Annotated in this window: 23 protein-coding genes, 2 pseudogenes and 1 other annotated feature; of the genes and pseudogenes, 12 read left to right on the forward strand and 13 right to left on the reverse strand. The window is 48.3% G+C overall.

All coding sequences use genetic code 11. From position 1 onward, the window contains the following. Positions 1 to 95: 95 nt before the first annotated feature. From JVX88_RS42110 to JVX88_RS20995, 3 genes are read right to left on the reverse strand one after another with little or no spacing between them, the layout of a single operon-like run. Positions 96 to 323: a DUF6760 family protein gene (locus tag JVX88_RS42110; RefSeq protein ID WP_315875352.1), complete on the reverse strand. Its 228-nt coding sequence runs from the start codon at positions 321 to 323 to the stop codon at positions 96 to 98. Then, positions 254 to 631 carry a phage tail assembly protein gene (locus JVX88_RS20990; protein ID WP_263975193.1) on the reverse strand — a complete coding sequence of 126 codons (378 nt, stop codon included), beginning with the start codon at positions 629 to 631 and terminating at the stop codon, positions 254 to 256. Before JVX88_RS20990 ends, JVX88_RS42110 begins: the two co-directional genes overlap by 70 nt. Before the next feature lie 3 nt (positions 632 to 634). Continuing rightward, the gene (locus JVX88_RS20995; protein ID WP_036005403.1) at positions 635 to 1,069 is read right to left on the reverse strand and encodes a phage tail protein; all 435 of its coding nucleotides are present in this window, start codon (positions 1,067 to 1,069) and stop codon (positions 635 to 637) included. A 62-nt stretch (positions 1,070 to 1,131) separates the two neighbouring features. On the opposite strand from JVX88_RS20995, the gene JVX88_RS21000 reads away from it, so the two are divergent. Then, positions 1,132 to 2,310 carry a glycoside hydrolase family 10 protein gene (locus tag JVX88_RS21000; RefSeq protein ID WP_225931132.1) on the forward strand — a complete coding sequence of 393 codons (1,179 nt, stop codon included), beginning with the start codon at positions 1,132 to 1,134 and terminating at the stop codon, positions 2,308 to 2,310. A gap of 191 nt (positions 2,311 to 2,501) precedes the next feature. Here JVX88_RS21000 and JVX88_RS21005 read toward each other — a convergent pair. Further along, positions 2,502 to 2,675: pseudogene (locus JVX88_RS21005) on the reverse strand (ISKra4 family transposase); the annotation flags it as partial. A 479-nt stretch (positions 2,676 to 3,154) separates the two neighbouring features. Here JVX88_RS21005 and JVX88_RS21010 point away from each other — a divergent pair. Further along, a complete protein-coding gene (locus tag JVX88_RS21010) occupies positions 3,155 to 3,445 on the forward strand; it encodes a hypothetical protein (RefSeq protein WP_263975698.1) in 291 nt (96 codons plus the stop codon). 397 nt (positions 3,446 to 3,842) lie between these two features. Here JVX88_RS21010 and JVX88_RS21015 read toward each other — a convergent pair whose 3' ends face one another. The 4 genes from JVX88_RS21015 to JVX88_RS21030 all read right to left on the reverse strand — a co-directional run bounded on the left by JVX88_RS21015 (position 3,843) and on the right by JVX88_RS21030 (position 8,040). Continuing rightward, on the reverse strand, positions 3,843 to 4,769 hold the full coding sequence (locus tag JVX88_RS21015) for an LdpA C-terminal domain-containing domain (RefSeq protein ID WP_263975194.1): 927 nt from the start codon (positions 4,767 to 4,769) through the stop codon (positions 3,843 to 3,845). Positions 4,770 to 5,167: 398 nt separating this feature from the next. Continuing rightward, a complete protein-coding gene (ndhN, locus tag JVX88_RS21020; protein WP_211620069.1) occupies positions 5,168 to 5,644 on the reverse strand; it encodes an NAD(P)H-quinone oxidoreductase subunit N in 477 nt (158 codons plus the stop codon). Between the two features lie 488 nt (positions 5,645 to 6,132). Further along, the gene (locus tag JVX88_RS21025) at positions 6,133 to 7,482 is read right to left on the reverse strand and encodes an oligosaccharide flippase family protein (protein WP_211620070.1); all 1,350 of its coding nucleotides are present in this window, start codon (positions 7,480 to 7,482) and stop codon (positions 6,133 to 6,135) included. Between the two features lie 48 nt (positions 7,483 to 7,530). Beyond that, positions 7,531 to 8,040, reverse strand: coding sequence for a hypothetical protein (locus JVX88_RS21030; RefSeq protein WP_211620071.1), 510 nt, complete (start codon positions 8,038 to 8,040; stop codon positions 7,531 to 7,533). 80 nt (positions 8,041 to 8,120) lie between these two features. Between JVX88_RS21030 and JVX88_RS21035 the strand changes: the two genes are divergently transcribed. The 3 genes from JVX88_RS21035 to JVX88_RS21045 all read left to right on the forward strand — a co-directional run bounded on the left by JVX88_RS21035 (position 8,121) and on the right by JVX88_RS21045 (position 12,741). Continuing rightward, on the forward strand, positions 8,121 to 8,573 hold the full coding sequence (locus JVX88_RS21035; protein ID WP_225931661.1) for an anti-sigma factor: 453 nt from the start codon (positions 8,121 to 8,123) through the stop codon (positions 8,571 to 8,573). Positions 8,574 to 8,678: 105 nt separating this feature from the next. Then, positions 8,679 to 10,484, forward strand: coding sequence for a M16 family metallopeptidase (locus JVX88_RS21040; protein WP_211620072.1), 1,806 nt, complete (start codon positions 8,679 to 8,681; stop codon positions 10,482 to 10,484). Between the two features lie 1,096 nt (positions 10,485 to 11,580). Beyond that, the gene (locus JVX88_RS21045) at positions 11,581 to 12,741 is read left to right on the forward strand and encodes a radical SAM protein (protein WP_317134399.1); all 1,161 of its coding nucleotides are present in this window, start codon (positions 11,581 to 11,583) and stop codon (positions 12,739 to 12,741) included. On the opposite strand, the gene JVX88_RS40880 is transcribed toward JVX88_RS21045, so the two are convergent. Next, positions 12,719 to 12,841 carry a hypothetical protein gene (locus tag JVX88_RS40880; RefSeq protein ID WP_263975195.1) on the reverse strand — a complete coding sequence of 41 codons (123 nt, stop codon included), beginning with the start codon at positions 12,839 to 12,841 and terminating at the stop codon, positions 12,719 to 12,721. The genes JVX88_RS21045 and JVX88_RS40880 overlap by 23 nt on opposite strands. A gap of 260 nt (positions 12,842 to 13,101) precedes the next feature. Between JVX88_RS40880 and JVX88_RS21050 the strand changes: the two genes are divergently transcribed. The 4 genes from JVX88_RS21050 (at position 13,102) to JVX88_RS21065 (ending at position 17,466) form a co-directional block, all read left to right on the forward strand. Beyond that, complete coding sequence (locus tag JVX88_RS21050; protein WP_211620073.1) at positions 13,102 to 13,296, forward strand: heavy metal transport/detoxification protein; 195 nt, start codon at positions 13,102 to 13,104, stop codon at positions 13,294 to 13,296. Between the two features lie 760 nt (positions 13,297 to 14,056). Continuing rightward, positions 14,057 to 15,076 carry a GAF domain-containing protein gene (locus JVX88_RS21055; protein ID WP_263975196.1) on the forward strand — a complete coding sequence of 340 codons (1,020 nt, stop codon included), beginning with the start codon at positions 14,057 to 14,059 and terminating at the stop codon, positions 15,074 to 15,076. Between the two features lie 3 nt (positions 15,077 to 15,079). After that, complete coding sequence (locus tag JVX88_RS21060) at positions 15,080 to 16,042, forward strand: class I SAM-dependent methyltransferase (RefSeq protein WP_211620074.1); 963 nt, start codon at positions 15,080 to 15,082, stop codon at positions 16,040 to 16,042. Positions 16,043 to 16,116: 74 nt separating this feature from the next. Continuing rightward, on the forward strand, positions 16,117 to 17,466 hold the full coding sequence (locus JVX88_RS21065; RefSeq protein ID WP_263975197.1) for a glycosyltransferase family 4 protein: 1,350 nt from the start codon (positions 16,117 to 16,119) through the stop codon (positions 17,464 to 17,466). A gap of 20 nt (positions 17,467 to 17,486) precedes the next feature. On the opposite strand, the pseudogene JVX88_RS38780 reads toward JVX88_RS21065, so the two are convergent. The 3 genes and pseudogenes from JVX88_RS38780 to JVX88_RS21075 form a co-directional block, all read right to left on the reverse strand. After that, positions 17,487 to 17,732 (reverse strand): annotated as a pseudogene (locus tag JVX88_RS38780) (DUF429 domain-containing protein); the annotation flags it as partial. Positions 17,733 to 17,819: 87 nt separating this feature from the next. Then, positions 17,820 to 18,434, reverse strand: a complete 615-nt coding sequence (lexA, locus tag JVX88_RS21070; protein ID WP_211620075.1) for a transcriptional repressor LexA — start codon at positions 18,432 to 18,434, stop codon at positions 17,820 to 17,822. A gap of 225 nt (positions 18,435 to 18,659) precedes the next feature. Then, positions 18,660 to 19,049: a c-type cytochrome gene (locus JVX88_RS21075; RefSeq protein WP_211620076.1), complete on the reverse strand. Its 390-nt coding sequence runs from the start codon at positions 19,047 to 19,049 to the stop codon at positions 18,660 to 18,662. Between the two features lie 326 nt (positions 19,050 to 19,375). Here JVX88_RS21075 and petG point away from each other — a divergent pair, with 326 nt between their 5' ends. After that, a complete protein-coding gene (gene petG / locus JVX88_RS21080; RefSeq protein ID WP_035999205.1) occupies positions 19,376 to 19,489 on the forward strand; it encodes a cytochrome b6-f complex subunit V in 114 nt (37 codons plus the stop codon). Between the two features lie 129 nt (positions 19,490 to 19,618). Here the strand turns inward: petG and JVX88_RS21085 are convergent, their stop codons facing one another. Further along, positions 19,619 to 20,134 carry a hypothetical protein gene (locus JVX88_RS21085; protein WP_211620077.1) on the reverse strand — a complete coding sequence of 172 codons (516 nt, stop codon included), beginning with the start codon at positions 20,132 to 20,134 and terminating at the stop codon, positions 19,619 to 19,621. A gap of 1,310 nt (positions 20,135 to 21,444) precedes the next feature. Between JVX88_RS21085 and JVX88_RS21090 the strand changes: the two genes are divergently transcribed. Beyond that, on the forward strand, positions 21,445 to 22,029 hold the full coding sequence (locus JVX88_RS21090) for a serine/threonine-protein kinase (protein WP_317134400.1): 585 nt from the start codon (positions 21,445 to 21,447) through the stop codon (positions 22,027 to 22,029). Further along, positions 22,015 to 22,174 (forward strand) — a sequence feature (ribosomal protein L10 leader region). Its footprint overlaps the gene before it by 15 nt. Positions 22,175 to 22,239: 65 nt before the next feature. After that, positions 22,240 to 22,779: a 50S ribosomal protein L10 gene (rplJ, locus tag JVX88_RS21095; RefSeq protein WP_211620078.1), complete on the forward strand. Its 540-nt coding sequence runs from the start codon at positions 22,240 to 22,242 to the stop codon at positions 22,777 to 22,779. The last annotated feature ends 18 nt before the right edge of the window (positions 22,780 to 22,797 follow it).

Genomic DNA, 22,797 nt, shown 5'->3' on the forward strand with positions numbered 1-22,797 from the left:
GCAGTTGGAGGTGGCTCCTGAGTGGGGGAGTCTGCGGATGGGGCAGCGGATGAGGCAATTGGGGATTCCATGAATAGTTTTAACTTCAGTGCTGTTTAGCTTATTTGAGTGCTCAATCGCTGATTGATTTTGGCGATCTCTTCAACCCAGCGGCGGCGTTCCTGATGTTCCATCTGCAAAATCGATTCATAGCTCCAATGCAAGTGATAACCGAGATAGGCTACCTCCTCATGCAGATGATCAAGGGGGTAGCCTAAAATTCCCCCGCCAGATCCAGCTCCACGGCAAAGCTTTGTTGACAGTGGGGACAGGTGACGGGTAATGAGCGCACACCATTGCCGTTGATGCGATTGTAGAGGTCTTGTAGATAGGCCAGATCCGAGGCAAACAATCCTTCAATGACTTTGGGGTTGATTGCTTCTACCGTTCCCAGACGCACAATCACACGCGACAGCAAAATCACAATTAAATAGGCAGAATTAGACTGCACGCGCGGATCTTTTAACGGCAGGATTTCATCGGCGGTGGTAGCCAACCGCATTGTGCCTTCTCGATGTAAGGTGCCGGTCGCATCGATATAGCCCGTGGGTAAGGTGAATTCGTACTCGGTTTGGATCATGACGTTGATCATGGCTTACACTCGCTCGATCCGCTCACAGCTCACCGTGAGACTATCAATGGACACATCATTCCCTTTAGCACTCAAATCAGGGGCATCATACTTGCTGGGCCAAGCGTTGAAAAAATTCCAGCGCACTTTTTCCTGTCCCAAGTCATCGAGCAAAATGATAGAACCATTTTTACGCTGAATTTGTCCATTGACGGCAGCGAGATGCCAGTCGTACAGTTCTCGCGAATCCGTTACGCCCCATTTCAGCATGATATCGGGATAGCTGACTTTACCCGGCAGTTTGCGTACTGTGGTCGGGTCACCTCCTTCTCGATATTCCACCACTTCAATGCTGGAACCAAACCCACTGCACTCTGAAAAACCCGCCTGCACAATTCCATCAATTTCTACCAGAAACCGATGATTGCGATAGGGATCAACCCGTTTTCCTGTTGCCATAGCACTCTCCCTGGATTAAATTGTGAAATTATTATAAAGCTAGTGTCAGTGCTGGCAGCCCATTGGGAATTGAATATGCCTTCCGGGTTGGGCAGCATGGTTTTGTCAAGCTGAAGCAACCCATCGACCCAGTGGGCAGGTTTGGCTATTTTTTTCTGCCTCATGTTCAAGTACAGTTACAGGAACTGCGTGGTGCATGGTTGACGAATGTTGATAGTGATGTCCTCTGGTCTCGTCACAGTATTGAAGCTGGCCTGCAGCAATTAAAGGCACTGGGATTCACGACGATTTATCCGGTTGTATGGCAACGAGGATTTACGCTCTATCCTAGTACGGTTGCGGAGTCATTTACGGGTGCTTGTGTCTCTCCCGATCCTCATTTTGCCAACCGCGATATGCTGGCTGAACTGGTGGACGCTGCCAAAACCTGTGGATTGCGAGTTGTTCCCTGGTTTGAGTACGGCTTAGCCATTCCGGCTAACTCACCGCTGCACCATCGACAAGCACACCTGCTGACGCTGGATCAACGTGGCGAACCGATTCGGATTAACCATATAACCGGGCAGCCCGATGTTCACGTCTGGCTCAATCCTTGCCGAGTAGAAGTGCAGCAATTCATGGTTGATTTAATTGCCGATGTGGCGGCTCGCTATGCGGTTGATGGAGTGCAGTTGGATGATCATTTTTGTTTCCCGGTGGAGCTAGGCTACGACTCATTTACGCAGGAATTGTACAAAACAGAAACGGGTAGGGTCATGCCTCAGGATATGTCTAATTCACAGCGGCTAAGATGGTTGGCTGACAAGATGACGCATCTGTTAACGCAGATTTATAGCGCCGTTAAATCCAAATCTGACTGTCGGATCTCCCTGTCACCCAATCCGCTGGTGTTTTCCAAAGCTAACTATGCCCTAGACTGGCGGAGCTGGGAACGGCAGGGCTTAATCGAGGAACTGGTGCTGCAAGTGTATCGCGATAACATGACCAGCTTTATTAGCGAAATCAGCAAAGCCGAGGTTATGGATGCCCAAAATCATATTCCAACCGCCGTTGGGATCCTCACGGGTTTGAGAACTAGATCAGTCAGTACTGGCCTTGTAGAGCAGCAGTTGCAAGAAGTCCGCCGCCGCAATTTTGCCGGAGTCTCCTGCTTTTTCTACGAAACTCTATTCCACGAGCAACTCTCTCCATCGCCAGTAGCGCGGAGTATGACCGATTTGCAGCGATTGTTTGTGGCATAGTCAGGAGTCAGGAGAAAAAAACAGCATACTTGCCTAGGAAAAATGGCGATCGCCTATCCCACAACGTGTTGAATTGTTTAGTAACTAATGAGTGCCAACGGGTTGATCTTCGGGTCGCTCTTCGGAGGAATGGTGGAAGGATTGACGAACAAGCAGGAGGGTGCGTGTCACCTTCTTGAGAGAATAATCAGTTACAACTGTTGCTTGAGATAAGCACAACGATGAGCCAATACTTTGGGAACATGCTCCCGCTTCCACCTCGCTCCAGAAATTTGCAAACGACGATCAATCTGCTTAACGGTTGATTCAACCGCTCCAGACCCATAGAGCTTCGCTCCGCCGAAGGCGTACGAGCAAATCCCCTCCGCCCTGAGTCAAGGCTGCTTCAGCATCACCGACCAAACAGGAGGTTGCAACCAATTGAATTAACTCTCTTGACTCAATAGTAAAAAGTGAATAGAACATCTAGTTAAACATCGCTTAACTAGATGTTTAACTGAATATCTATTAAATATAACCAATTTATGTATTTTGGCTTTCATCGATTTCTTAACCGATGTGAGCAAGTTCCCTTTGCAAATTCTTAACGTTGCTGTGAAATTCTAGATGGCGGCGGTGCATCTTGACGATTATTTGTAGCAATCAGATCTGGAGTAAGGAGTTCTGAAAACGTTTCATTTAGCGTAATTAGCAGGAACCTGCTTTAAGGATTTTCCAAGTTTGGTTAATCGCGTTTGTGCCTCCAACTGCATTTTCGTAGTTGGAAGGTTTTCTGCGTCAATTCATCAACCGATTCGATTCCTGAGCAGAACACTGATTCACAAAGTTTCCTTTTCGAGGTTTTATGACCACAGGTAATCACGTTATTTTCATCCACCCAGATGGCACTAGCCCATCCCACTATGGCGCTGCCCGCTTTGTTAGCCAAGGACCCGACGGTAGATTGAACTGGGATAAACTCTCGAATGCGGGGGTTTACCTGGGCCATATGCTAGACCAGTTGGGCGGCACCTCCAATGCGGGTGCTGTTACCCATGCCACTGGAACTAAAGTCTATGCTGAGTCCTTTGGTTTGAAGAATGACAATTCTCCGGTTGTGTCGCGGTCGGGGAAGGTCGGAAATCGGCTCTGGTGACAGGCTGGTCTGATAAATACTCGGCTGCGTTGGGGAAGCGGGCTTCAGGCCGACGACCTAAATCGAGCACCACCTCCACCAATTTGTCCCGTTGGGGATGGTGTTGCAATACCTGGCGAATCGGGCCAGGAAGGATATCTAGGAGTTGGGGTAGGTCGTCGGTAATCTGGAAGGTTTCGGAGTCTTGGGCAAGCGAGCGTGGTGGAGAAGGTGGATTGGAAGGCTGATGGTTGGGCTGTTCAGGAAGATTGTTGCCGCTGAATATCATGGATAGTTCGAGAGTACAAAGGCTGTAAAACGGTTTGTCAATAAAGCTAATGGGTAGAGCTGGCTTGAATCTGATTCAAAAAATGGGAAGGCTGACTACTGAAAGGGTCGATAGCCAGAGGTTTGATGCTTAGCTGCATGGGAATCTCCTCGATAGGGTTGTGGAAGGAATCGTTGTAGAACTTGTCGAAATCGGCGCAGGGGACCGTTGGGGTTGCAATTGTTTTAGCTCAGATACAAACCGATGAGCATAATCAATGGCCTGCCACAGTAGATCTGGATAGTTTTCCAGCCGGAGCGGGATGCCAGCGTCTGGTTCTAAATTAGCTGTGCTGCGGTGTTCCAGCGCCTCTAGAACCGGCGCAAGCAGCGAACGCGCATAGCTGCCATAGGCGACTCCAGCAATGTAGGATGATTGCTCGGCGGTCTGTTTCGTTAGCCCAAGCGCCTGCAACTTCGATACAGTCTGGCGATTGGTGCCGCCGGCAAGCTGAACAAACCCTGGTAGTTTCGCTGCTAGCACTTTGCGGCCTAGCTTTACCGCTGCTTTGGTTGCACCTTCGCCAATATCTCCACTCATCGGTCTGCCGTCGGTCTGCCAGATCAAGGCACAGGGCAGGGGGGCGATCAGGTCATGAAGTGACCAGAGATAGTCAATCAAGCCGTCGTCATCGGGACAGCTAATCGCAACTAGCTTTAATTGCGGTACATAGGGGGCAATGGCCTGCCATAGGCGACTAAAATCAGCCAGTCGGCCTACCTGGGTGTGAATTTCAACTGCATCGACTCCGGCCAGCACCAAGGGAGCAACTGCTGTAGGTGTGAACACATAAGAGCGGGCAGTAATTTGATCAATCGGACAAATGGTTAAACAGCGCCCACAACCATAACAGACACTATCCACAACTCCTGAAAATCCATCTAAGGGCCGCTCAAACACAATGGCTTGAACTGGGCAGACCTGCTCACACGGACGAGGGCAACTCGGAGGGCAAAGGGCTGGTTCTAATTGCGCTTTGCGAAAATGGGGATCTTCCCCATCATTCAGGCTGACCATCAGCCAAGGCAGTCCCTCAACTCAATAGCCTAGCGATCGAGCAGCGGTGGCAAGATCAGCAACTACCCTCAATGCCTCCTGAACAGCGGCAACTACGGCTGGATCGGCTGCAACATCAATACAGTCAGCCCCAGCTAAAGCGTAAGCCAGCGTTAAGCTCCTCACAGCAGGAAGATTCTGGAAACTCGCGCCGCAAATCAGCTTGAACCAAGAACCTTCCCTTAAAGATCGTAAGGGACGATACAAGTTAGTCACCCTTACTATACTAAAAGGTTATACAGAAAAAGGCGAGTGCCTTGGACTAGCCTACTATGGAACCTGAAACTAGGATGTATCGCGGTTAGCGTTGCTTGACAGCAATTTGATGGAAGCGTAATCCAAAGCAGCGATGTCAGCGCTTAGGCAGCCACCAAGAAGTCAGCCAAAGGTTTCCAACTGAACTCGCGTCCGCCGCCCATCTCAACCACGACTTTAATTCGAGGCTCCTGCTGGGGCAAGCTCACCAAAAACTGAAGCTCCTGCTGTGACAGAACTGTACCTTCCAGCATCCAGATTGCTAACCCTTTTGCTTCGGGCGGTAGCTGTTCCAATTGATAAGTAGCGGCTGGAGGCAAAAAGTAGCGATAGCCAACAGCGCCTTCTCGTTCGGTCGTCTTCTTGCCCAGATGGGGCGGACGGACTCCATGTACCCCTAATAGGTAAGCTGACAGATCCCCCAACCCTCTAGCTGTAATGTGGAGAATTTCATAGCCAGCCGCTCGTAAACGACGCTGATACCGCCCCTCGTGCCCACCTTCGAGGGGCACGTACAGTCCCAATGCGCCCGTCGCTTCTAAGCTGCGAATAAAGGGCTTACCAGTCGTAATCAATGCCATAGGTTTCTCGCCTTGAGGGTAAATCTGGACTTCCCGATAATTATTAGGACCACAAGTCTTGATTGTAGTGGGCGCGTAGGCACGATTCAAGTCGAATCTGGTTGAATTCGGTCGTTGTCAGAGCCTTCAAGCCAGCGAACAGCAACTCGCCACTCGCCTTTGCCAATCGTCGGTTTTACGAGGGCTATTGACTCAGCTCTCGCCCTTGGTGCGTCCGGTAATCGAAAGACGCTGGTTGGCGCGGCAAAAGCATTTGCGGTTTGGGCTGAAGCCAGTGGTCCTAGGGAATGATTACACTGCCTACTCTTCACACTCGAGCTGAGCAAGTTCGCAAAAATCGGCTCAGCATTGTGTCTATGCTGTATATCCTGGTCATCCCCGTAGTTCTACTGGTTCTGCGAGCAGCGACTCTATCTTATTCCTCTGCCCAGTTTTCGGGGTATATCATTATTGGTCAGAACAGAAGCGCAAACTCTGCCATCAAAATCTCAAATCGATACGCCAAACCCCAAGCTATAGCGGACAGCAACGAAGGCAGCTAAAATTACCATCAGTAACAGAGTTGAAAGTATATCTTGACGAACGCCGCCTAGCCCTTCTCGCCACAGGCCATAATTAACCACGAAGTAATAGAACAAATCATTCAGGGCAACTCCAACCACCGCACCTGGTAAACCAAACAACGCATAGCCAATGAAAATTCCGACGGCAGTGCAGAGAAAGCGACTCAGATTGGCAGCAGCTGTATACTGAGGTTTGCCGATGGCAAATAAAGCCGGTTCATTTGTATTGCACAACAAGCGGGGCCAGATACCGATAGCCAAGATGGGTAACATCCATGCCGCTTGAACATAGCGCTGATCATACAACGTCTTGATAATCAGATCCCCAAAGGCCGCCAAACCTGCTACACTGGCCGCCAATCCAATTAATACCCATCTGCGTGCTTTCAACAACTTGGCGCGAATTTCAAACCGGGGCAGATCAGCAATTTTAGCGACAGCGGGCATGATCACCTTACCGCTGACTGCCATAGTGACAGCGCGGGGTATATCGGCAAATGTGAGCGCAATCCCATAGATACCAAGCAGTTCTAGCGTTAACAGTTTTCCCAGGATCAGGCGGTCGGCTTGCTCGGCCAGAAATGTCATGGCAGTAGAAAGGAAAATCCACACGCCAAATGTCAGAATTTCTTTGACAATGACTCGATTCCAGGTAAAAGTATTGAGCTTCCAATGATTGAGACGATAGCTCCAAATAATCTGGAAAATAGATGCGGCTAAGCCCCCAACCGCTAAGGCCCAAACCGTAGGGCTAAACCACGCCCATGTAATCATCACCACTGAAGCAATTACCTGTCCAGTTAATTCATAGATTGCGAGCTGTTTGATCGCGAGGTGACGGTTGAGCGTAAAAAGAGACGAGCTGTTGAATCCAGAAATCACCGTATTTAAGCCAAGCACCGGAATTAGCCACAGCAATCGTGGTTCGTTATAGGCTTGCGCTACAGGATAGGCCAACAACAGACAGCCCAACCAAATCGCTCCACCTCGAATTACTTGAATCGTCCATGCCGTGTTCAGAAAAACCGGCTCATCGCCTCGCTTACTTTGAATCACACTGACTCCAAGCCCAACATCTGAAAACAGATGCAAGCCTGTGATAAAAACCTGCCCCAACGTCACCAAACCAAACAATTCTGGAACTAGCAACCGAGTCAGGATCAAATTGTTACCAAAGCGGATAATTTGGCTAGCACCATAGCTCAGAACAGTCCAGACGGTTCCCCGAATCGCCAGCTTTTTGATTGAAGATTGGGATGATTGGGATGATGACATAGTTTAAATGAAAACTCCACACCATAGTTTCTATAATCGTGCTGTCAATTATCCTTTTGCAATAAATTGTCTGAAGCAACTGCCGGTGTCGTCTCCCCACTCCCAATTAGCGACAATTCCGACTCGATGGATTGCCAAACGAGATGTATTGGGATAAACATCAGTCAGGGCACGATACAGAACGGGTTCATCGTTCACAAAGGCAGTATAATGAATTCCATCGAACACAACTCGAAAAATACAGGGAACACCCCAGTGAATCCGACTGCCAATGTTGGTCCAAACGGCGTCGTATAGATCCTCAAATCCGCGAATCACGAAGAAAGACGAGATGGATGCGCCTTCATAGTCGTCGTTGAGCCAGTTGTTGAGGATGATGTAATTCTTTTCGTCCTGCCAGAAGATTAAGCCAGCCCGACCCTCTTCACCCTGTCCTCGTTTAGTTCCAGGCGGAGTGATTTCAACTTGCACATCCGCCAGATCCGGGCGGGGCCAGACAACTGTGTAGGCCGTCCGATCTGGATTCGGTGATTGTACACTCGCCTGTACTTTAGCCATATTATTGCCAATACATTCGATCACCCCCTGACCCATCTGTTTTAGCAGTCAATCTTTATACAACCCGCTCAACAACCGAGATCGTAACGGGCCCCCAGCCGACGCCGACCGTTGAAACACCGTTAACACCAGCCGCTCTTCGGGCTCAACTTCTGGCATCGGGCGAAGCAACACTCGTAAAGGCTGAGTGGGGGAAGGGCAATGTCGCAGCAAGTGAGAACATTTCCGGAGACGTCGTTTGGAGTGACGATAAGCAGGTAGGGTATATGCGCCTTCGCGGCCTGCCTGTCAATGACAAGAGCAAAGAGCAATATCAATTGTGGATCTTCGAAGACGGTAAGCTTGAACCCCACCCGAAGGATGGGGGCGTATTCGATGTGAATGCGGAAGGCGAGGTGATCATACCTATCGACGCGAAACTTGCTACGAACCAACCAAAGGCCTTTGCTATCACTATCGAGAAGCCCGGCGGTGTTGTCGTGTCCGACCGAAAACGGATAGCCGGACTTGCGGTTGTGAAACCGTCTGCCTAATAGCCTCGTATAACCAACTACAAGCGGGTCAGACCAATGCCCGGTCTCGTTTTGGGGTCGAGCGGGCTGACTTTATCTATTTTTCGTGTTCAATAGGAGATCAAGATGCGATTAAGGAAACTTCTTCCTGGAGTTTTGGGAGTTTTGGGAGTTTTGGCGGTTGCTGTAGCATTGGCTGCCATGGTTCCCGCACAGCGTGCGGATAGGCTTCCGCAGATCCGTGTCGAGGAGTACACACTGAAGAATGGGCTGCGTGTTCTGCTTCACCAAGATCGTTCTACACCGATCGTTGCCGTTGGGGTTTGGTATCACGTTGGTGCCAAGAATGAGGTTGAAGGCAGGACCGGATTTGCACATCTTTTCGAGCATATGATGTTTCAGGGCTCAAAGAATTACGATGCGGACTATTTCACCCCGCTTCAGGAGGCCGGTGCTTCAATAAACGGAACTACCAACCAAGACCGGACCTGGTATTTCCAGACCGTTCCATCCAATTTCCTCGAGCTCGCTCTGTTTATGGAAGCTGACCGGCTCGGAAACCTACTTCCGGCGATGACGCAAGAAAAGCTTGATAATCAGCGGGACGTAGTCAAGAACGAGAGAAGACAGCGGGTTGATAATCAGCCCTACGGAACCGCCTTTGAACGCATCGGCGAGTTAATGTATCCCAAACCGCATCCCTACAATTGGTCAACTATTGGATCGCTCGAAGATCTTCAGGCCGCTTCAATGGACGATGTCCAATCTTTCTTCCGGCAATATTACGTTCCAAATAACGCGATCCTTGTGATCTCAGGAGATTTTGAAGATCGGCAGGCGCGTGCCCTCGTTGAGAAACACTTTGGCCCGATACCCGCAGGCGGAAAGATCGCCCGGCCAAACCCTGCTCAGCCGAAGTTGGAGAAGGAGATACGGACCACCGTTGAAGATAGCGTCCCGCTCGCTCGCCGCTATTTTGTCTGGCATGGGGTGAGGGCTTACTCTCCTGATGAACCCGCACTTGACGTTCTCAGCAATATTCTCTCGAGCGGACGCACCTCAAGGCTGCAGAGCAATCTTCTTTACGGAAAAGAGCTTGTTCAACAGGTCTTCGCAAACAGCGGCACTAACGAAATAGCCGGACTTTTTCAAATACAGGCAACTGCCCGGCCCGGCAAGTCGCTTGATGACATCGAAAAAGAGATAGATGCGGAGATAGAACGTATCAAGAATGAGCCGCCTTCCGCGGAAGAGTTATCAAGAGCACTTAATCTCATAGAATCGCAGAGTATTTTTGGTCTGCAAACCGTTTTGGGGAAGGCAAATCAGCTTGTTAACTATAAGGGCTATGTCGGGAAAGCGAGTTGGTTTCAAGATGATCTTGACCGGTATAAGAAAGTAACACCTGCAGATGTCTCACGAGTCGCTAAGCAATATTTGACGGGAAATAGGCTTGTAATGACCTACGTTCCGCGTACTGGCGAGGCACAGCGCGCACAAAATGCCGCGAACGAACCGACATCTGTAAAGAGCGAAAAAGCCGATGAAGAAAAACTTGCGGCCCAGACGGCAGCGCTTCCTAAAGGTGGACCGGATCCAAAACTTTCGCTTCCGAAGATCGAAAAGACAAAGCTGCCAAATGGTCTCGAGATATGGATGGTCGAACAACGTGAGCTTCCGATCGTTGCAATGAACATGGTCTTCAAGACAGGTTCAGATAACGAGCCAGCAGATAAGGTCGGTGTTTCTAACTTTACTGCCCAGCTGTTAGATGATGGAACAAAAACACGCTCTGCCGAGGAACTTACAAACCAATTGCGGCAGATCGGGATAACTGGCATTAATGCCGGGTCAGCATCCCATCCTCGCTCTGCTGGCGGGACAAATGTTCCAAATTTATCGTCAAATGGCTTCACCATAATTCAACCTTGATGGCCCTGAACTGAACGATAGCTGAACGATAGCTGAACGATAGCTGAACGACAGCCGTGCTTAAGAGTTCTAAGTCAACTAATGCACTGATACGCATCGAGTGTCTGTTTGGGATGTTTAGAAGAAGCGAAAACGTGACCTAACAAGGGGATTTGAAAAAGATTCTGTAAGAAATGCTATGAGAAAATATGCAGAGACTCTAAGGACGGATGCCTGAACCTGTCTAAATGGTGGTTTAGACTAAGTAGGTGAGCATAATTAAACATAAAACCCAAAACCCTGCGCCGCCCGCTGCGCGGGGTTTTGAATCTGGTTTTTAATTATGCCGAGGTACTTAGTAGGACGAACGATTTCATTAAACGAGAGTGAATTAAATGATTGAACCTGAAAAGTTCACCTAGAGTTCTGTTTCTGGCACTGGTGTTGTTACACAGTAATCACATCATAATTCTGAACACAAATTCAAATTTTCTCAGGCAACCTAGGATACAGTTTCCGGTATTTTTGATAAGTCTTGGCAACATCCAGATGACGGCTTGCTAAAGAAAAAATAAATTACCATGCTCTATCTTTCTCAAGGCCACAAATTTTCTCAAGGCCGCGAATTTTTGTCATTTCTGCACCTTCCATCACTGAATTTGTTTATGCTTTATTAGTTGTGCAACCTATTAGTTGTGCAACCAAATCTCCAATTGCCCCAATTGCGATTAGGAAAGGTAGATGCATTGAATCCAGTGTATTCAGGGTGCTTAGACCCAAATCTCAAGCAATTGCGTAGCTTAGCGTTTAACCGTCCGAGGAATAAACTTCAACTGATGTTGAAATAGGATTGAGAGTGGTAATTATGCAGATCTACTCCGCATTTCTTAAACATGAGAAAGGACCTGACAGTCTCTTACTCTTCCATTAAATTTTGACGAAGCAAACTGCTAGTACCCACAGTAAATGCCCTGAACTTGTTTAAAAAAATTGATAATCACCTGCAGGGTGGTTTGCGCAAAATTTCGGAATCCTTTGGCCTGACACACCTCTGTAGAGATCGATTCAGCAAATCTCTAATCTGCTTGCTGCTAAAGTCAGATGCTAGGCTGAAGAAGTGATCAGTGATCCGCCGGTTCCTTCTACCTTCATCTCTCCTGTGACTGTCTTCTCTGCTGAAACCCTGCTATTTACGCCCGCCACCCCCAGTGCTGATGCCGCTCCAGTGATCTTCGCCTTTCCCAACGAATACAGCGTTGGCATCACGAGTTTGGGCTATCAAGTGATTTGGGCCACATTGGCGATGCGCCCCGATTTGCAGGTCAGCCGTCTGTTTACGGATATTCACGACCCCTTGCCTGGGCACCCGGAGCTAGTTGGGTTTTCGTTCTCTTGGGAACTGGATTATGTCAATATCCTCAGCTTGTTAGAGTCGCTCAACCTGCCTCTGCGCAGCGCCGACCGTTCCGATGCCCACCCGCTGATTTTTGGCGGAGGACCGGTGCTAACGGCCAATCCTGAACCTTTTGCTGATTTCTTTGATCTGGTGCTGCTGGGGGATGGCGAGGGCTTGCTGGATGCCTTTATCGATGCCTATCAGCAAGTGCGCTTGGCCGATCGCCTTACTCAGTTGCGCCATTTAGCCCAAGTTCCTGGCGTGTATGTGCCCAGTTTGTATCAGGTGACTTACAAAGCCACAGATGGTGAGATCGAGCGAATTGACCCAGTTGACGAAGCCATTCCGGCCCAAGTGCAAAAGCAGACCTATCGGGGCAGTACCCTGCTGGCCTCTACGGTTGTGACTGAAAAAGCAGCCTGGGAAAGCATTTACATGGTGGAGGTGGTGCGGAGCTGCCCAGAGATGTGTCGCTTTTGCTTAGCCAGCTACCTGACTTTGCCCTTCCGAACAGCCAGCTTAGAAGCCTCGTTGTTACCTGCGATTGAGCGGGGACTCCAAGTGACGAATCGCTTGGGGTTGTTGGGCGCGTCGGTGACGCAACATCCAGAATTTGAATCCTTGCTGGACCATCTGGATCAGCCCCAGTATGACGATATTCGTCTCAGTATTGCTTCGGTCCGTACCAACACCGTAACCGCGAAACTGGCTCGTTTATTGGTGAAGCACGACACTCGCTCGATTACAATTGCGGTCGAAACGGGTAGCGATCGCTTGCGGCGCATAATCAATAAGAAGCTGGACAACGACGAGATTGTTACGGCAGCAATCAATGCCAAAGCGGGCGGGCTGAGTGCGATCAAACTCTATGTTGCAGGCTAGAAATCACGGTTTCGATCACTTCCACATAGTTGACGGTGAAGCTTGCATCTTCTGACGTTCCGGCCTGAGTTGTTTCAAGCTCAAGTTCGTAGGCGCTCATAAGTCAGTGTTCCTGTTTCGCTGAATAGTTAGCTCAATCCAATTTGCAGATGGACAACTCGAAGATTGCCTACCCCAACTCTATCTTGGATGCCCTGAATCTGCTTTGGGTCTGGTGATTTTTTTAACCTTTTACAAAGAAATCTGCCCAGCCGATGGAGTGCCCAGTCGCCAGAATCTACCCCAGGTGGAGTGCCTGATTTGAGGCGAGGCCGAGAGAATAGGGCTAAATCTGATCTTTAGACAAGTTATAAGCAGACTATGGCCTTAAAACTATCGGTTCCAACTCTCGACGGCCCCGAAGCCGCCAAAGCGCTGAAAGAAACGATTCTAACGACTGAACCGGATGCACGAGTCGAGGTTGATGCGAACGCAAAGATGGTGACGATCGAGGGCAAAGCATCGGAAGAAACCTTTAAGCAGCTAATCACCGCCGCAGGGCATAAGATTGCCTAATGAAATAAATGAATTAGCTGGCGGTTGAAACCGCATCTGCAGAGGCAAAACCTGCCTGAGCGAGGTGTTTGGTCTATCTCGAATTGAAATATCCGGGCTAATTGCTCAAGCTCATAAAGGGGTCTGTTCAGAGTTTTGGGTCAATCCAGCTTTTAACTTCGTACTTCTCCCAGCCGCGAATCCATTGCGGGCTAATCGGGGAAGTCTGCTATGGGCGTAGCCTTCTCGCAAAGTAGCAGACTAGACGAGGGGTTTAGTCCACTTGAGTGGACTTGCTTCAATCGGACTTACGCACTTGAAAGATGGAAACTCGATCCTCCCAGACCTCCTTAAAAAGGCGGAACCTCAGAAACCCCCTTTTTAAGGAGGTCTGGGAGATCTCTGTTGCATAAGTCCTATTCAATAGCAATTCATCTGCGAGTGGGTCAAGCAACGAAGCGACACAGAACCATTTACAGAGCCATATTTGTCAGCACCAGCTTGCCCCTTTTGGATTTCCTGGTGGTGGTTGCCATAATTTCTACGCTTAATGAATTGATACCTAGCTGCTAGTTTAGTCAAGCTGGTGGGAACCCTGAACTTGAAACCCCAAAGCGCCTCAGCAGTGGACTATTGGCAACCAAATGCAGGCGGACATCGTCAGCTCTTTGCGCCAGCACAAGCAGTGATTTCTACGCTGCGGCCAGTAGTTGATCTCGCTGTAGAGGAATCCTAGGGTTTGGGTTATTTTTGACCTGGGAGCTCAGCCACTTAAGCATCTATGACAGCTTCATTCTCTCATCTGCCCCATCAGGAGTTGGCTGACAACAATGCACCCGTCAGTCAGCGACGCGAAAGTTTCAGTATCGAAGCAGAAAGCGCAGCGACCACCCTTCTAGCGCTGCAGACGCCTCAACAATCTCCTAAGCGGCCAGCTTCCAACCCCTGTTCTGCGGCCAAAGAAACCGGAGGGGTAATTGATATCATGCCCCACAGGCCCAACGATATAGCCCAAGCGACCACAGCAGTCGTTAACCGGGAGCAGTTTTCTCCGGCCCAACCTGTTACGGTTGAGGAGTCCAGCCTACCGCATGCTAGCTCGGAAACCGCTTTGGCAACGTCAAAAGGTTCCTTCTCCGCCTTCTTAGCCCCATTGACCCAAGACACCTTCAAGCAGGTGGTCGCCGATGTCGAGCAAAAATTGCGTGTGGTCAACCAGACCCTCTCAATTCTGGACAATGTGCTGGATTCGCAGGGGTTTGATGCCATCCTCAACGAGATGCTGCGCTCGATTACCCTCAAGACCGGAGAGTTGCTCAACGCCGACCGCACCACGATTTTTCTACTCGATGAAGAACGCGACGAACTGTGGTCGATTGTCGCCAAAGACGAAGCAGGCAATAATCTAGAGCTGAGAATTCCCAAAACCGTTGGCATCGCTGGAGAGGTCGCCACCCGCAAACAGGTGGTGAATATTCCCTACGATTTCTATCAAGATGCCCGCTCGGTTGCGGCGCAAGAGTTTGATAAAAAGAACAGCTACCGCACCTATTCGATGCTGGCTCTGCCGCTGCTAGACGATCAGGGCAATTTGGTGGCCGTGGTGCAGTTGATTAACAAGCTCAAGCCGATTCATGATCCGTTAGCGCCGCTCGAAGAAAAAATTGACTTGATTGGCTTTACGGTCCAGGACGAAGCGGTGTTTCGCGATTTCGCTCCATCAATTCGCTTGATTTTAGAATCCTCCCGCTCGTTTTATCGAGCCACCCAGCAGCAGCGTAGTTTTATTAGAGGAGAGTGACTAATGACAATTTTGTCACCGCTAACTGAGCAAAGCCATGTGGAATTGATTGAGGAGATTTCGGTTGCCGACATCACGAAACTGTATGAGAAGCAACCTAGCCTATTGGAAGTTGTAAAAGCCGATTTTGAAGGAGTAAAAAATGTAGGTCTATACGAGTGTATTGAAACTGGGTTAAAGTTTTTCTATCCTTGTATAACCGCTTCTGAGGAATATTATAATCAATTAAACGAAAATAATAATGTTTACTATCCAGATAGAAAGAGTGAATATTCATATGCAAGTCATTTTGTCAATCAAGAAGATATCGTTCTTGAGGTAGGTGCAGGGAAAGGAGCATTTTTTAAGTACATAAAACCCAAAGCATACATTGGGCTTGAGTTCAGTGAATCTGCCATAGAAATAGCTTCTAAAGAAGGAATTGAGCTTAAGAAAGAATCAGTTGAAGATCATTCAAGCAACTCAGATAACAAAGCAAAGTACTCAGTTGCTGTAGCTTTTCAAGTTCTAGAACATGTTGCTTATCCAGCTCAATTTGTTCAGTCAATTCTAGAATGCTTAAATGAAGATGGTGTCTTAATTATATCTGTTCCATCTGAGGATGCTTTCTACTCAACTAGGGTTAACGATATTCTTAATCTCCCTCCTCATCATGTAACGAGATGGTCAGATCGAGCACTTGAATCTTTAGCACATCGATTTAATTTGGAAGTTATTGGGGTATATCACGAAAAACTGGGTGAAGCTGAGAGAGGACTATTTTTGTATTGTATTGCATTGCTCGCTTTGCTGAAATCCTTTGGTATGAGAAAGAAATTAGTGGATACTTCTTTCCAGTTTAAAGTTGTTTCAAAAATCGCATCTGCTATAAGTAAGTTTTTATTAAAAGGATTTCAAGAGCAAGGGCTGATGCCTAACGGGCATTCTGTGACTGTTGTTTACAGAAAGAAGCAGCAACACTCCTAACTTACTTCAGTAGCGCTAACGCATAAGAGAAATAAAATTTAGTAAGAAATATCGCAACTAATAATAAGGTCAAGATGGGTATTAAAGCACTGCACCTGAGTTCTTTCGATACAGCTGGAGGAGCAGCACGATCAGCCTACCGGATTCATGAGGGGTTACAAAAGGTTGGGGCTGATTCTCATATGCTGGTGCAGTTTAAGTCGGGTAATAATCAAGCTGTAGAAGCTGTGGAAGGCAGAATACCGACCCGATTGCGATCATCGCTGGACAGTCTTATTCTCCAATTTCATCAGCATCCGCAGCAAATGTTTTCTCTACAATGGTTTCCTGATGCTGTTGCAGCAAAAGTTGCCCAGATGAACCCAGATATTATTAATTTGCACTGGGTTTGTGGTGGATTTCTTCAGATTGAAACCTTAGCAAAACTAAACAAACCGCTAGTCTGGACGTTGCATGATATGTGGGCATTTACTGGCGGATGCCACTATAGCGAGGGGTGTGATTGCTACACCAAATCCTGTGGAAATTGTCCTCAACTGAAAAGCAATCGCGATCGAGACCTATCTCATTGGGTCTGGCAACGCAAAGCGAAGGCATGGAAAGGGTTAGACATGACCATTGTGACCCCCAGTCAGTGGATGGCGAGCTGCGCTGAATCTAGCTCTCTGTTCAAAAACTTTCCGGTCAAGATAATTCCCTATGGATTGGATACGCAACGATACAAACCAATGGATCGGCGCATAGCTCGCGAAATCTTGAACCTTCCCCAGGACAAAAAACTGATCTTATTTAGCGCTATCAGCCCTAACGATCCTAGAAAAGGATTTCGTTTTTTAGATCAAGCACTGCAAAAGCTTGTAGAAGCTGGATGGCAAGATAAAGTGGAATTACTGATCCTGGGCAATTCAAACTCGAACAATCAGCTCAGTTCAGGTTTAAAGTCCCATGCTGTAGGCAAACTGAGTGATGAAATCTCCCTTGCTCTCGTCTATGCCGTTGCAGATGTCTTTGCCGCTCCCTCAACGGAGGATAACCTGCCCAATACCGTTTTGGAAGCGATCGCTTGTGGCACTCCCTCAGTTGCTTTCAAAATTGGTGGCATGCCAGACATGATCGAACATCAGCGGAACGGCTATCTGGTACAACCTTATGAAACTGAAGAGTTTGCTAAGGGAATTGCTTGGATTTTAGAAGATCAGGAAAGGCATCAGAGCCTATGTTACTATGCTCGTGAAAAAACTGAAAAAGAGTTTCCTCTAGAGCTTCAAGCTCGTCGCTATGAGTCTTTATACAATCACATCCTGAGCCAATCTCCAGACGGTAAAGGAGGTGTTGCTGGGGCATGTACAAACCCTCTTGCAGCTAAGCTCAAGCCAAATTCGATGGTACGTTGGGCAAAGGGACGACCCAAATTAGCCGGATAGCAGCCTGCATGATAGCGACCAAAATACTTGTGAGCTAACCGATCGGCCAACCGCATTCCAGTCAGATTGGCAATTAAAGTTGGGGCATCAACTGCAACCATAGCGGGATCCTCAGGACTCACCCAAGCATCTATGCAGGTCAGCACATCAGGAATTGTTGCCAAACGGGTTAGATGCAGCAACTGTAATTTTCCTTGCTGCCAAATTAAACAACATAACCCACTCGGTTGGGACTGCCATCCCAAATCAACACCCAGAAATTTCATGGACTATCCAATCTAGGTGCCCAAAACAATAGCTGTATTCACTTTCCAAACGTTCAAGCATTTTTTATTAACAGCTTGAGAGCAAAGTCAGGATGCCATAAAGCCATAGCCCCGCCAGACGGCTACCAGAACGCCCTGAATCACCACATCGGTTGCTGGGGCTTCTATCACAGGATAGTTGGGGTTTGCTGGCTCCAGTTTTACCTGGTTGGCTTTGCGGTGATAGTACTTCAGCGTTTGTCCTTCGCCATTCACCCTAGCTGCCACAATCGTACCGTTCTTGACGGTTTTGGGATCCTGCACTGGGCGCATAATCACCACATCACCATCCGCAATTAATGCGTCAATCATACTGTCGCCCCGAACCCGCAAGGCATAATCTCCGGGTCGAAGTAAGGAGCTAGAGAAATCCAACTGCTCTACTGCGTCCGGGAAAGATTCAACCACCGAACCAGCTGCAATCGCTCCCACAATAGGTAGACCTTGGGGTCGCAGAATCCGAATCGTTCTCGCCCGACCTTCAGTCCAATCAATGTATCCTTTTGCTCTGAGATGCTCCAGCCGACTCTGAATCGGCGCAGGAGACTTTAGCCCCATCGCTCGCATCATTTGACGAATCGATGGCGAATGCTGATTTTGCTTGATGTATTCCACCAGCCAGTCAAAAAGCTGCTGCTGGACTTCAGTAAGACGAGCGTCCATAGAACATTACCATTGGCAGAAAATAAAGGGCCAATCAATCGCTCCTAGAACATTTGTATCACCAAATGATTCAGCTTGTCTAGTTTGGTTGATTACTAGTTTTGCTAATCACAAATAGCGATTAGCAAAACTAGGATGTCTGTACTACAGATATGTACTAAGAGTATCGGATTTTGGTGGCAATTTCTACTGCTTGGCTAAAAAATATTTTGATATAGAAAATTTTCAGAGGGTTTGCAAATACTCCAACAGGTCTGCCATTTCCTGCGGACTAGGTTGAAACTGCGGCATTGGGGGAGTTTTACCGCTGGTTACCTGATGAATCAGCCCAATTCGCGACTTGCGGGACCCGACATGGTGCAAACTCGGACCGACTCGACCATCCGCGGCAACCCCATGACAACCCGCACAATTCAACTGAAAAATTACCTGCCCCTGAGCTGGATTGCCATTCAGTCCTAAAACATGCTGTACGTAAGGATCAGAACGGCGAGACTGGTAGAACATTAATGTCACAACTAGCAGGGCAACCAAAACCGCTAGAACGATCCAAGCCGCCTTCTGAACTGAGATGTCGGTGGTTGCAATTTGGTTATCCAAAAGCTCTTTTGCCATCAAAAACGGTTAGTGAACGAGAAGCGCAGGCAGACCAGCGACATACCTCAAGAATTTAACTTACTTCATGTAAAAACTAGAGGTTATTTAACTTTTCTAAAGCATTACCTCAGCCTGAAGCTTGTCTTGCATCCTAAAAGGTACATAGCAGAGCAAGTACGAACCTCGTCTTGCATGCTTTTCAAGCCAAACTGCTTCGTTTGGAAGGGTTGACCTTGCTGGGGCTATCTTCCCTCAAGAATTATGATAGAAGAATAAAAAGCATTAAGAGAAAGTTGGGTCGTTAAATTTGATAAAATCCAAATCGACGCTAAGGAGATGAAGCAGTGGTTGAACCTTTACTTTCGGGCATTGTGCTAGGTCTGATTCCAGTAACACTGGCCGGTTTGTTTGTAGCGGCCTATCTGCAATACAAGCGCGGCAACCAGCTTAATCTTTAATTGGCACGGTTGCTAATCTGAGCAGATTCATTCAGTTGGTTGGCAAACCTGATAAACAAACACAACCTTTCCTTCTGTGCCGCTCTTAAGCCTGTAGAAGGAAAGGGTTTTGATTATTTGGCCGTTTTGTCAGGAGCCAAGCAAATACTCGTTAACCACACTCCATGCGTTCGAGTGGGATGCTTTTCTCCTGGCCGCGATGTAGTCAGCTGGCAGATCAATGTCAGCAGTGGCGGAATTGGCCTTCAGCGCACTCAGGCTAGCCTTGCTAGTGTCAAGTACCGCAGCAGTTGCAGCGCCGTTCATACTGACATCACTCGTTTGCACCTTTTTGGTTCGCCGCCCTGTTCTCTTACCTTTTGATGACGTCAATCCTTTTTGCCGCTTAGCGGCCGATAAGTAGCTCTTCAGGGAAGAAGCAGAAATCTGAACGCCTTTCCCGCTCAGCATCTCAGCAATTTCTTCGTAGCTGTATCCCTTAGCCAAGGCTGCGCTAATCGACTCCTGAAGCACGGCAACTGCCTCTCGCAAAGACCAATTTTCCCTAGGTTTCTCTGGCAATCCTTGCAATACGGAGCTGACGTTGTTGAGGGCAGATTGGGAAACACTTACAGCTGATGGCAAACGTTTATTCGCTCTAACCATTCTCTTAATCCTTACACACAGTAGTTGGTGTATATAATACTATTTCTAATTCTGAATGCTATTGGCAAATTTGAATCAATTATTTTGATAATTCCCTGATACAGCGTTTTTCACTCATGTGAGGTATGGGGGGGGTGTGAGCTTCGCCCCTACGCAGGGAGCACTGCCCCTGCACCTCGTTTTTCGTACTTCACTAGCCTGAAAAAGGCTGTAATCGTGATTCAGCGTTTGCAGCGCTAGGCCAAGTTTGAACCTGTAATCCACAAGCAGTTAGGGGAACACCAATATTGCTACCTGCAATGAACGCAACATCAAAACAGAGGCGGTAATGGTTCTGCTCATAGAGGAGCCGGTTTACTGGCAGAACGATGCCTTCGACTCATTTCTACCTGCTGTCAGTCAGGCCAACTGAGGCCGATCAATCAATTCGCTGCCCTGCATTTATGTTTGGTTTTGCCTGTTGCCTTAAAGCTAAAGTCAGCTATTTTGCATCAATCGAGGGTAATGGGCAGATTCACATATATGAACGAGTCTTGATCCGAGTCTTGATCCGAGTCTTGATCAAGCCATACCGTTTGTTGTCACCTCATCCCACTGTCTGTTCCTGAGGTTGATTTAATCAATATTTTGTTTGAATGATTTGATCTTTAATGGTTTGATTTTTAATACTCTAATTAATGCTCTAATTTTTCATATGCTCCGGTCTAGTTCCAGTACAGGATCCCACCCAATGCCTCGTCCCAGCGCTTAGTGAAGTTTTGACAAACCTAAATAGGTATTACGCCCCAAGCAACTCACTCAGTAGACCGCTGAAAAGCAATTAGAGAAGCAATTAAGCAGCATGAGAGTAAAGGTTGGGTCAGTTGGGTGGATTTCAAATCTGCGTTTAGATTCGTCTGATGGGAGTGACCCCTACGGAAAGTCGTGCGAAACTGAGGTACAAACGAAACAGGTCCTGAATTATAGCCGTTTGGTTTTAGGGGGCATGCATTCCTGGGCTGTAGTTGACTTGGAATCAAGTCTCTCTGTTTCGAGGCAGCTCCTGCTGCGGATGGGGAGACTATCCCTAAGCAGTTATCCTGTCGTCATACCTAGACTCTACTAGTCATACTGTGCTAACCACACTGTGAGTTTTATGAGGTTTTATCTTGGCTTTAAGCAAACTAAGGCAAACTTCAGCAAGTCTTCAAAAGAATTCTAGGGAGGATAGCGTTCTGTCCCGGGTTTGTTGGAAAGATAATGGTATTAGGGTGTTGCTACCAGCCTCTGGAGAATCCGATATCTAGCGATGACGAAGCGAGTAATCCGGCATGAGCTACTGCTTAAATCCAGCCTGTTCTAATCCAGAAAATTCGATCCATGCTGAGCGATGCCACTCTTGCGGCTCTAAATTGCTGTTGCGGGACCGCTATCGGGTGATTCAAGCACTTGGGCAGGGAGGCTTTGGAGCTACGTTTCTAGCCAAAGATGAAGCGTTGCCAGGTAGCCCCTACTGTGTGATCAAGCAATTGCGTCCGGCGGCTACTTCACCGAGCGTGATGCAGATGGCGCGGGATCTGTTTGAGCGGGAAGCCAATACGCTGGGGAAGGTGGGCAATCATCCTCAAGTGCCGCGCTTGTTAGATTACTTTGAAGCCAACAATGAGTTTTATCTGGTCCAGGAGTACATCAGTGGCTGCACCCTCCAGCAGGAGGTCAAGCGCTCAGGGCCATTTAGTGAGGCTGGGGTCAAGCAGTTTCTCAGTGAAGTGCTGCCGATGCTGCAATATATCCACAGCCAGCAGGTGATTCATCGAGATATTAAACCCGCCAATCTGATCCGCCGCTCTCAAGACCGCAAACTTGTTTTAATCGACTTTGGAGCTGTTAAGGATCAGGTCAATCCGGTTGAATAGAAGCCGGAGACAGCAGGTGCGACTCGCTTAATATCCTGCCGAGGTTGATTTCTAACTCCTGTCCAGTTGTGAGATCAAACTGGTGCAGTGAGTCTGAAGCCTGCCAAGCCCCGGTTAATTTGACTGGGGTTTTTTACATGTCAAAGGAGTTAGAGGGCATGGGATCGTTCAAGCTTGGTCATTTCCCACAACCAAGGAGGTGAGATACGTATGGGAAGAACACTCGAAGACAAACAGGCGATTGTCAGCGAACTAAAGGAATCGTTGAGCCAGTCACAGCTTGCCGTTGTGATTGACTACAAAGGTCTGACGGTTGCTGAGATCACCGATCTGCGGAAGCGGTTGCGTCCGGCTGGGGCCGAGTGCAAGGTCACCAAAAATACGCTGATGCGGATCGCGGTCCAGGATGATCCCAACTGGAAGCCAATGGCCGAGATCTGCAAAGAATCATCTGCGTTTCTGCTGCTGAAGGATGATCTGGGTAAGGCGCTGAAAGCCTATCAAGATTTCCAGAAAGCGTCCAAGAAGACGGTGATTCGCGGCGGCGCGATGGAAGGACGGCTGCTGAGCGAGGCAGATGTCAAGGCAATTGCGGATCTGCCGTCGAAGGAGCAGCTGATGGCCCAAATCGCCGGTGCGATCAATGGAGTTGCCACCAAACTGGCGGTTGGTATCAACGAAGTGCCATCCTCGTTGGCGCGGGCGCTGCAAGCTTATGCGGACAAAGACAAGGCCGACGAATCGGCTTAAGTTGCCTTCATTCAACCC

The sequence above is a fragment of the Leptolyngbya sp. 7M genome (assembly GCF_018128485.1).

Bases quoted from the DNA above. Each gene is read 5' to 3' on its own strand.
- JVX88_RS20990 (WP_263975193.1), bottom strand. From the start codon at position 631: ATGATCAACGTCATGATCCAAACCGAGTACGAATTCACCTTACCCACG.
- JVX88_RS20995 (WP_036005403.1), bottom strand. From the start codon at position 1,069: ATGGCAACAGGAAAACGGGTTGATCCCTATCGCAATCATCGGTTTCTG.
- JVX88_RS21010 (WP_263975698.1), top strand. From the start codon at position 3,155: ATGACCACAGGTAATCACGTTATTTTCATCCACCCAGATGGCACTAGC.
- JVX88_RS21015 (WP_263975194.1), bottom strand. From the start codon at position 4,769: ATGGTCAGCCTGAATGATGGGGAAGATCCCCATTTTCGCAAAGCGCAA.
- ndhN (WP_211620069.1), bottom strand. From the start codon at position 5,644: ATGGCATTGATTACGACTGGTAAGCCCTTTATTCGCAGCTTAGAAGCG.
- JVX88_RS21025 (WP_211620070.1), bottom strand. From the start codon at position 7,482: ATGTCATCATCCCAATCATCCCAATCTTCAATCAAAAAGCTGGCGATT.
- JVX88_RS21030 (WP_211620071.1), bottom strand. From the start codon at position 8,040: ATGGCTAAAGTACAGGCGAGTGTACAATCACCGAATCCAGATCGGACG.
- JVX88_RS21040 (WP_211620072.1), top strand. From the start codon at position 8,679: ATGCGATTAAGGAAACTTCTTCCTGGAGTTTTGGGAGTTTTGGGAGTT.
- JVX88_RS40880 (WP_263975195.1), bottom strand. From the start codon at position 12,841: ATGAGCGCCTACGAACTTGAGCTTGAAACAACTCAGGCCGGAACGTCA.
- JVX88_RS21050 (WP_211620073.1), top strand. From the start codon at position 13,102: ATGGCCTTAAAACTATCGGTTCCAACTCTCGACGGCCCCGAAGCCGCC.
- JVX88_RS21055 (WP_263975196.1), top strand. From the start codon at position 14,057: ATGACAGCTTCATTCTCTCATCTGCCCCATCAGGAGTTGGCTGACAAC.
- JVX88_RS21060 (WP_211620074.1), top strand. From the start codon at position 15,080: ATGACAATTTTGTCACCGCTAACTGAGCAAAGCCATGTGGAATTGATT.
- JVX88_RS21065 (WP_263975197.1), top strand. From the start codon at position 16,117: ATGGGTATTAAAGCACTGCACCTGAGTTCTTTCGATACAGCTGGAGGA.
- lexA (WP_211620075.1), bottom strand. From the start codon at position 18,434: ATGGACGCTCGTCTTACTGAAGTCCAGCAGCAGCTTTTTGACTGGCTG.
- JVX88_RS21075 (WP_211620076.1), bottom strand. From the start codon at position 19,049: ATGGCAAAAGAGCTTTTGGATAACCAAATTGCAACCACCGACATCTCA.
- JVX88_RS21085 (WP_211620077.1), bottom strand. From the start codon at position 20,134: ATGGTTAGAGCGAATAAACGTTTGCCATCAGCTGTAAGTGTTTCCCAA.
- JVX88_RS21090 (WP_317134400.1), top strand. From the start codon at position 21,445: ATGAGCTACTGCTTAAATCCAGCCTGTTCTAATCCAGAAAATTCGATC.
- rplJ (WP_211620078.1), top strand. From the start codon at position 22,240: ATGGGAAGAACACTCGAAGACAAACAGGCGATTGTCAGCGAACTAAAG.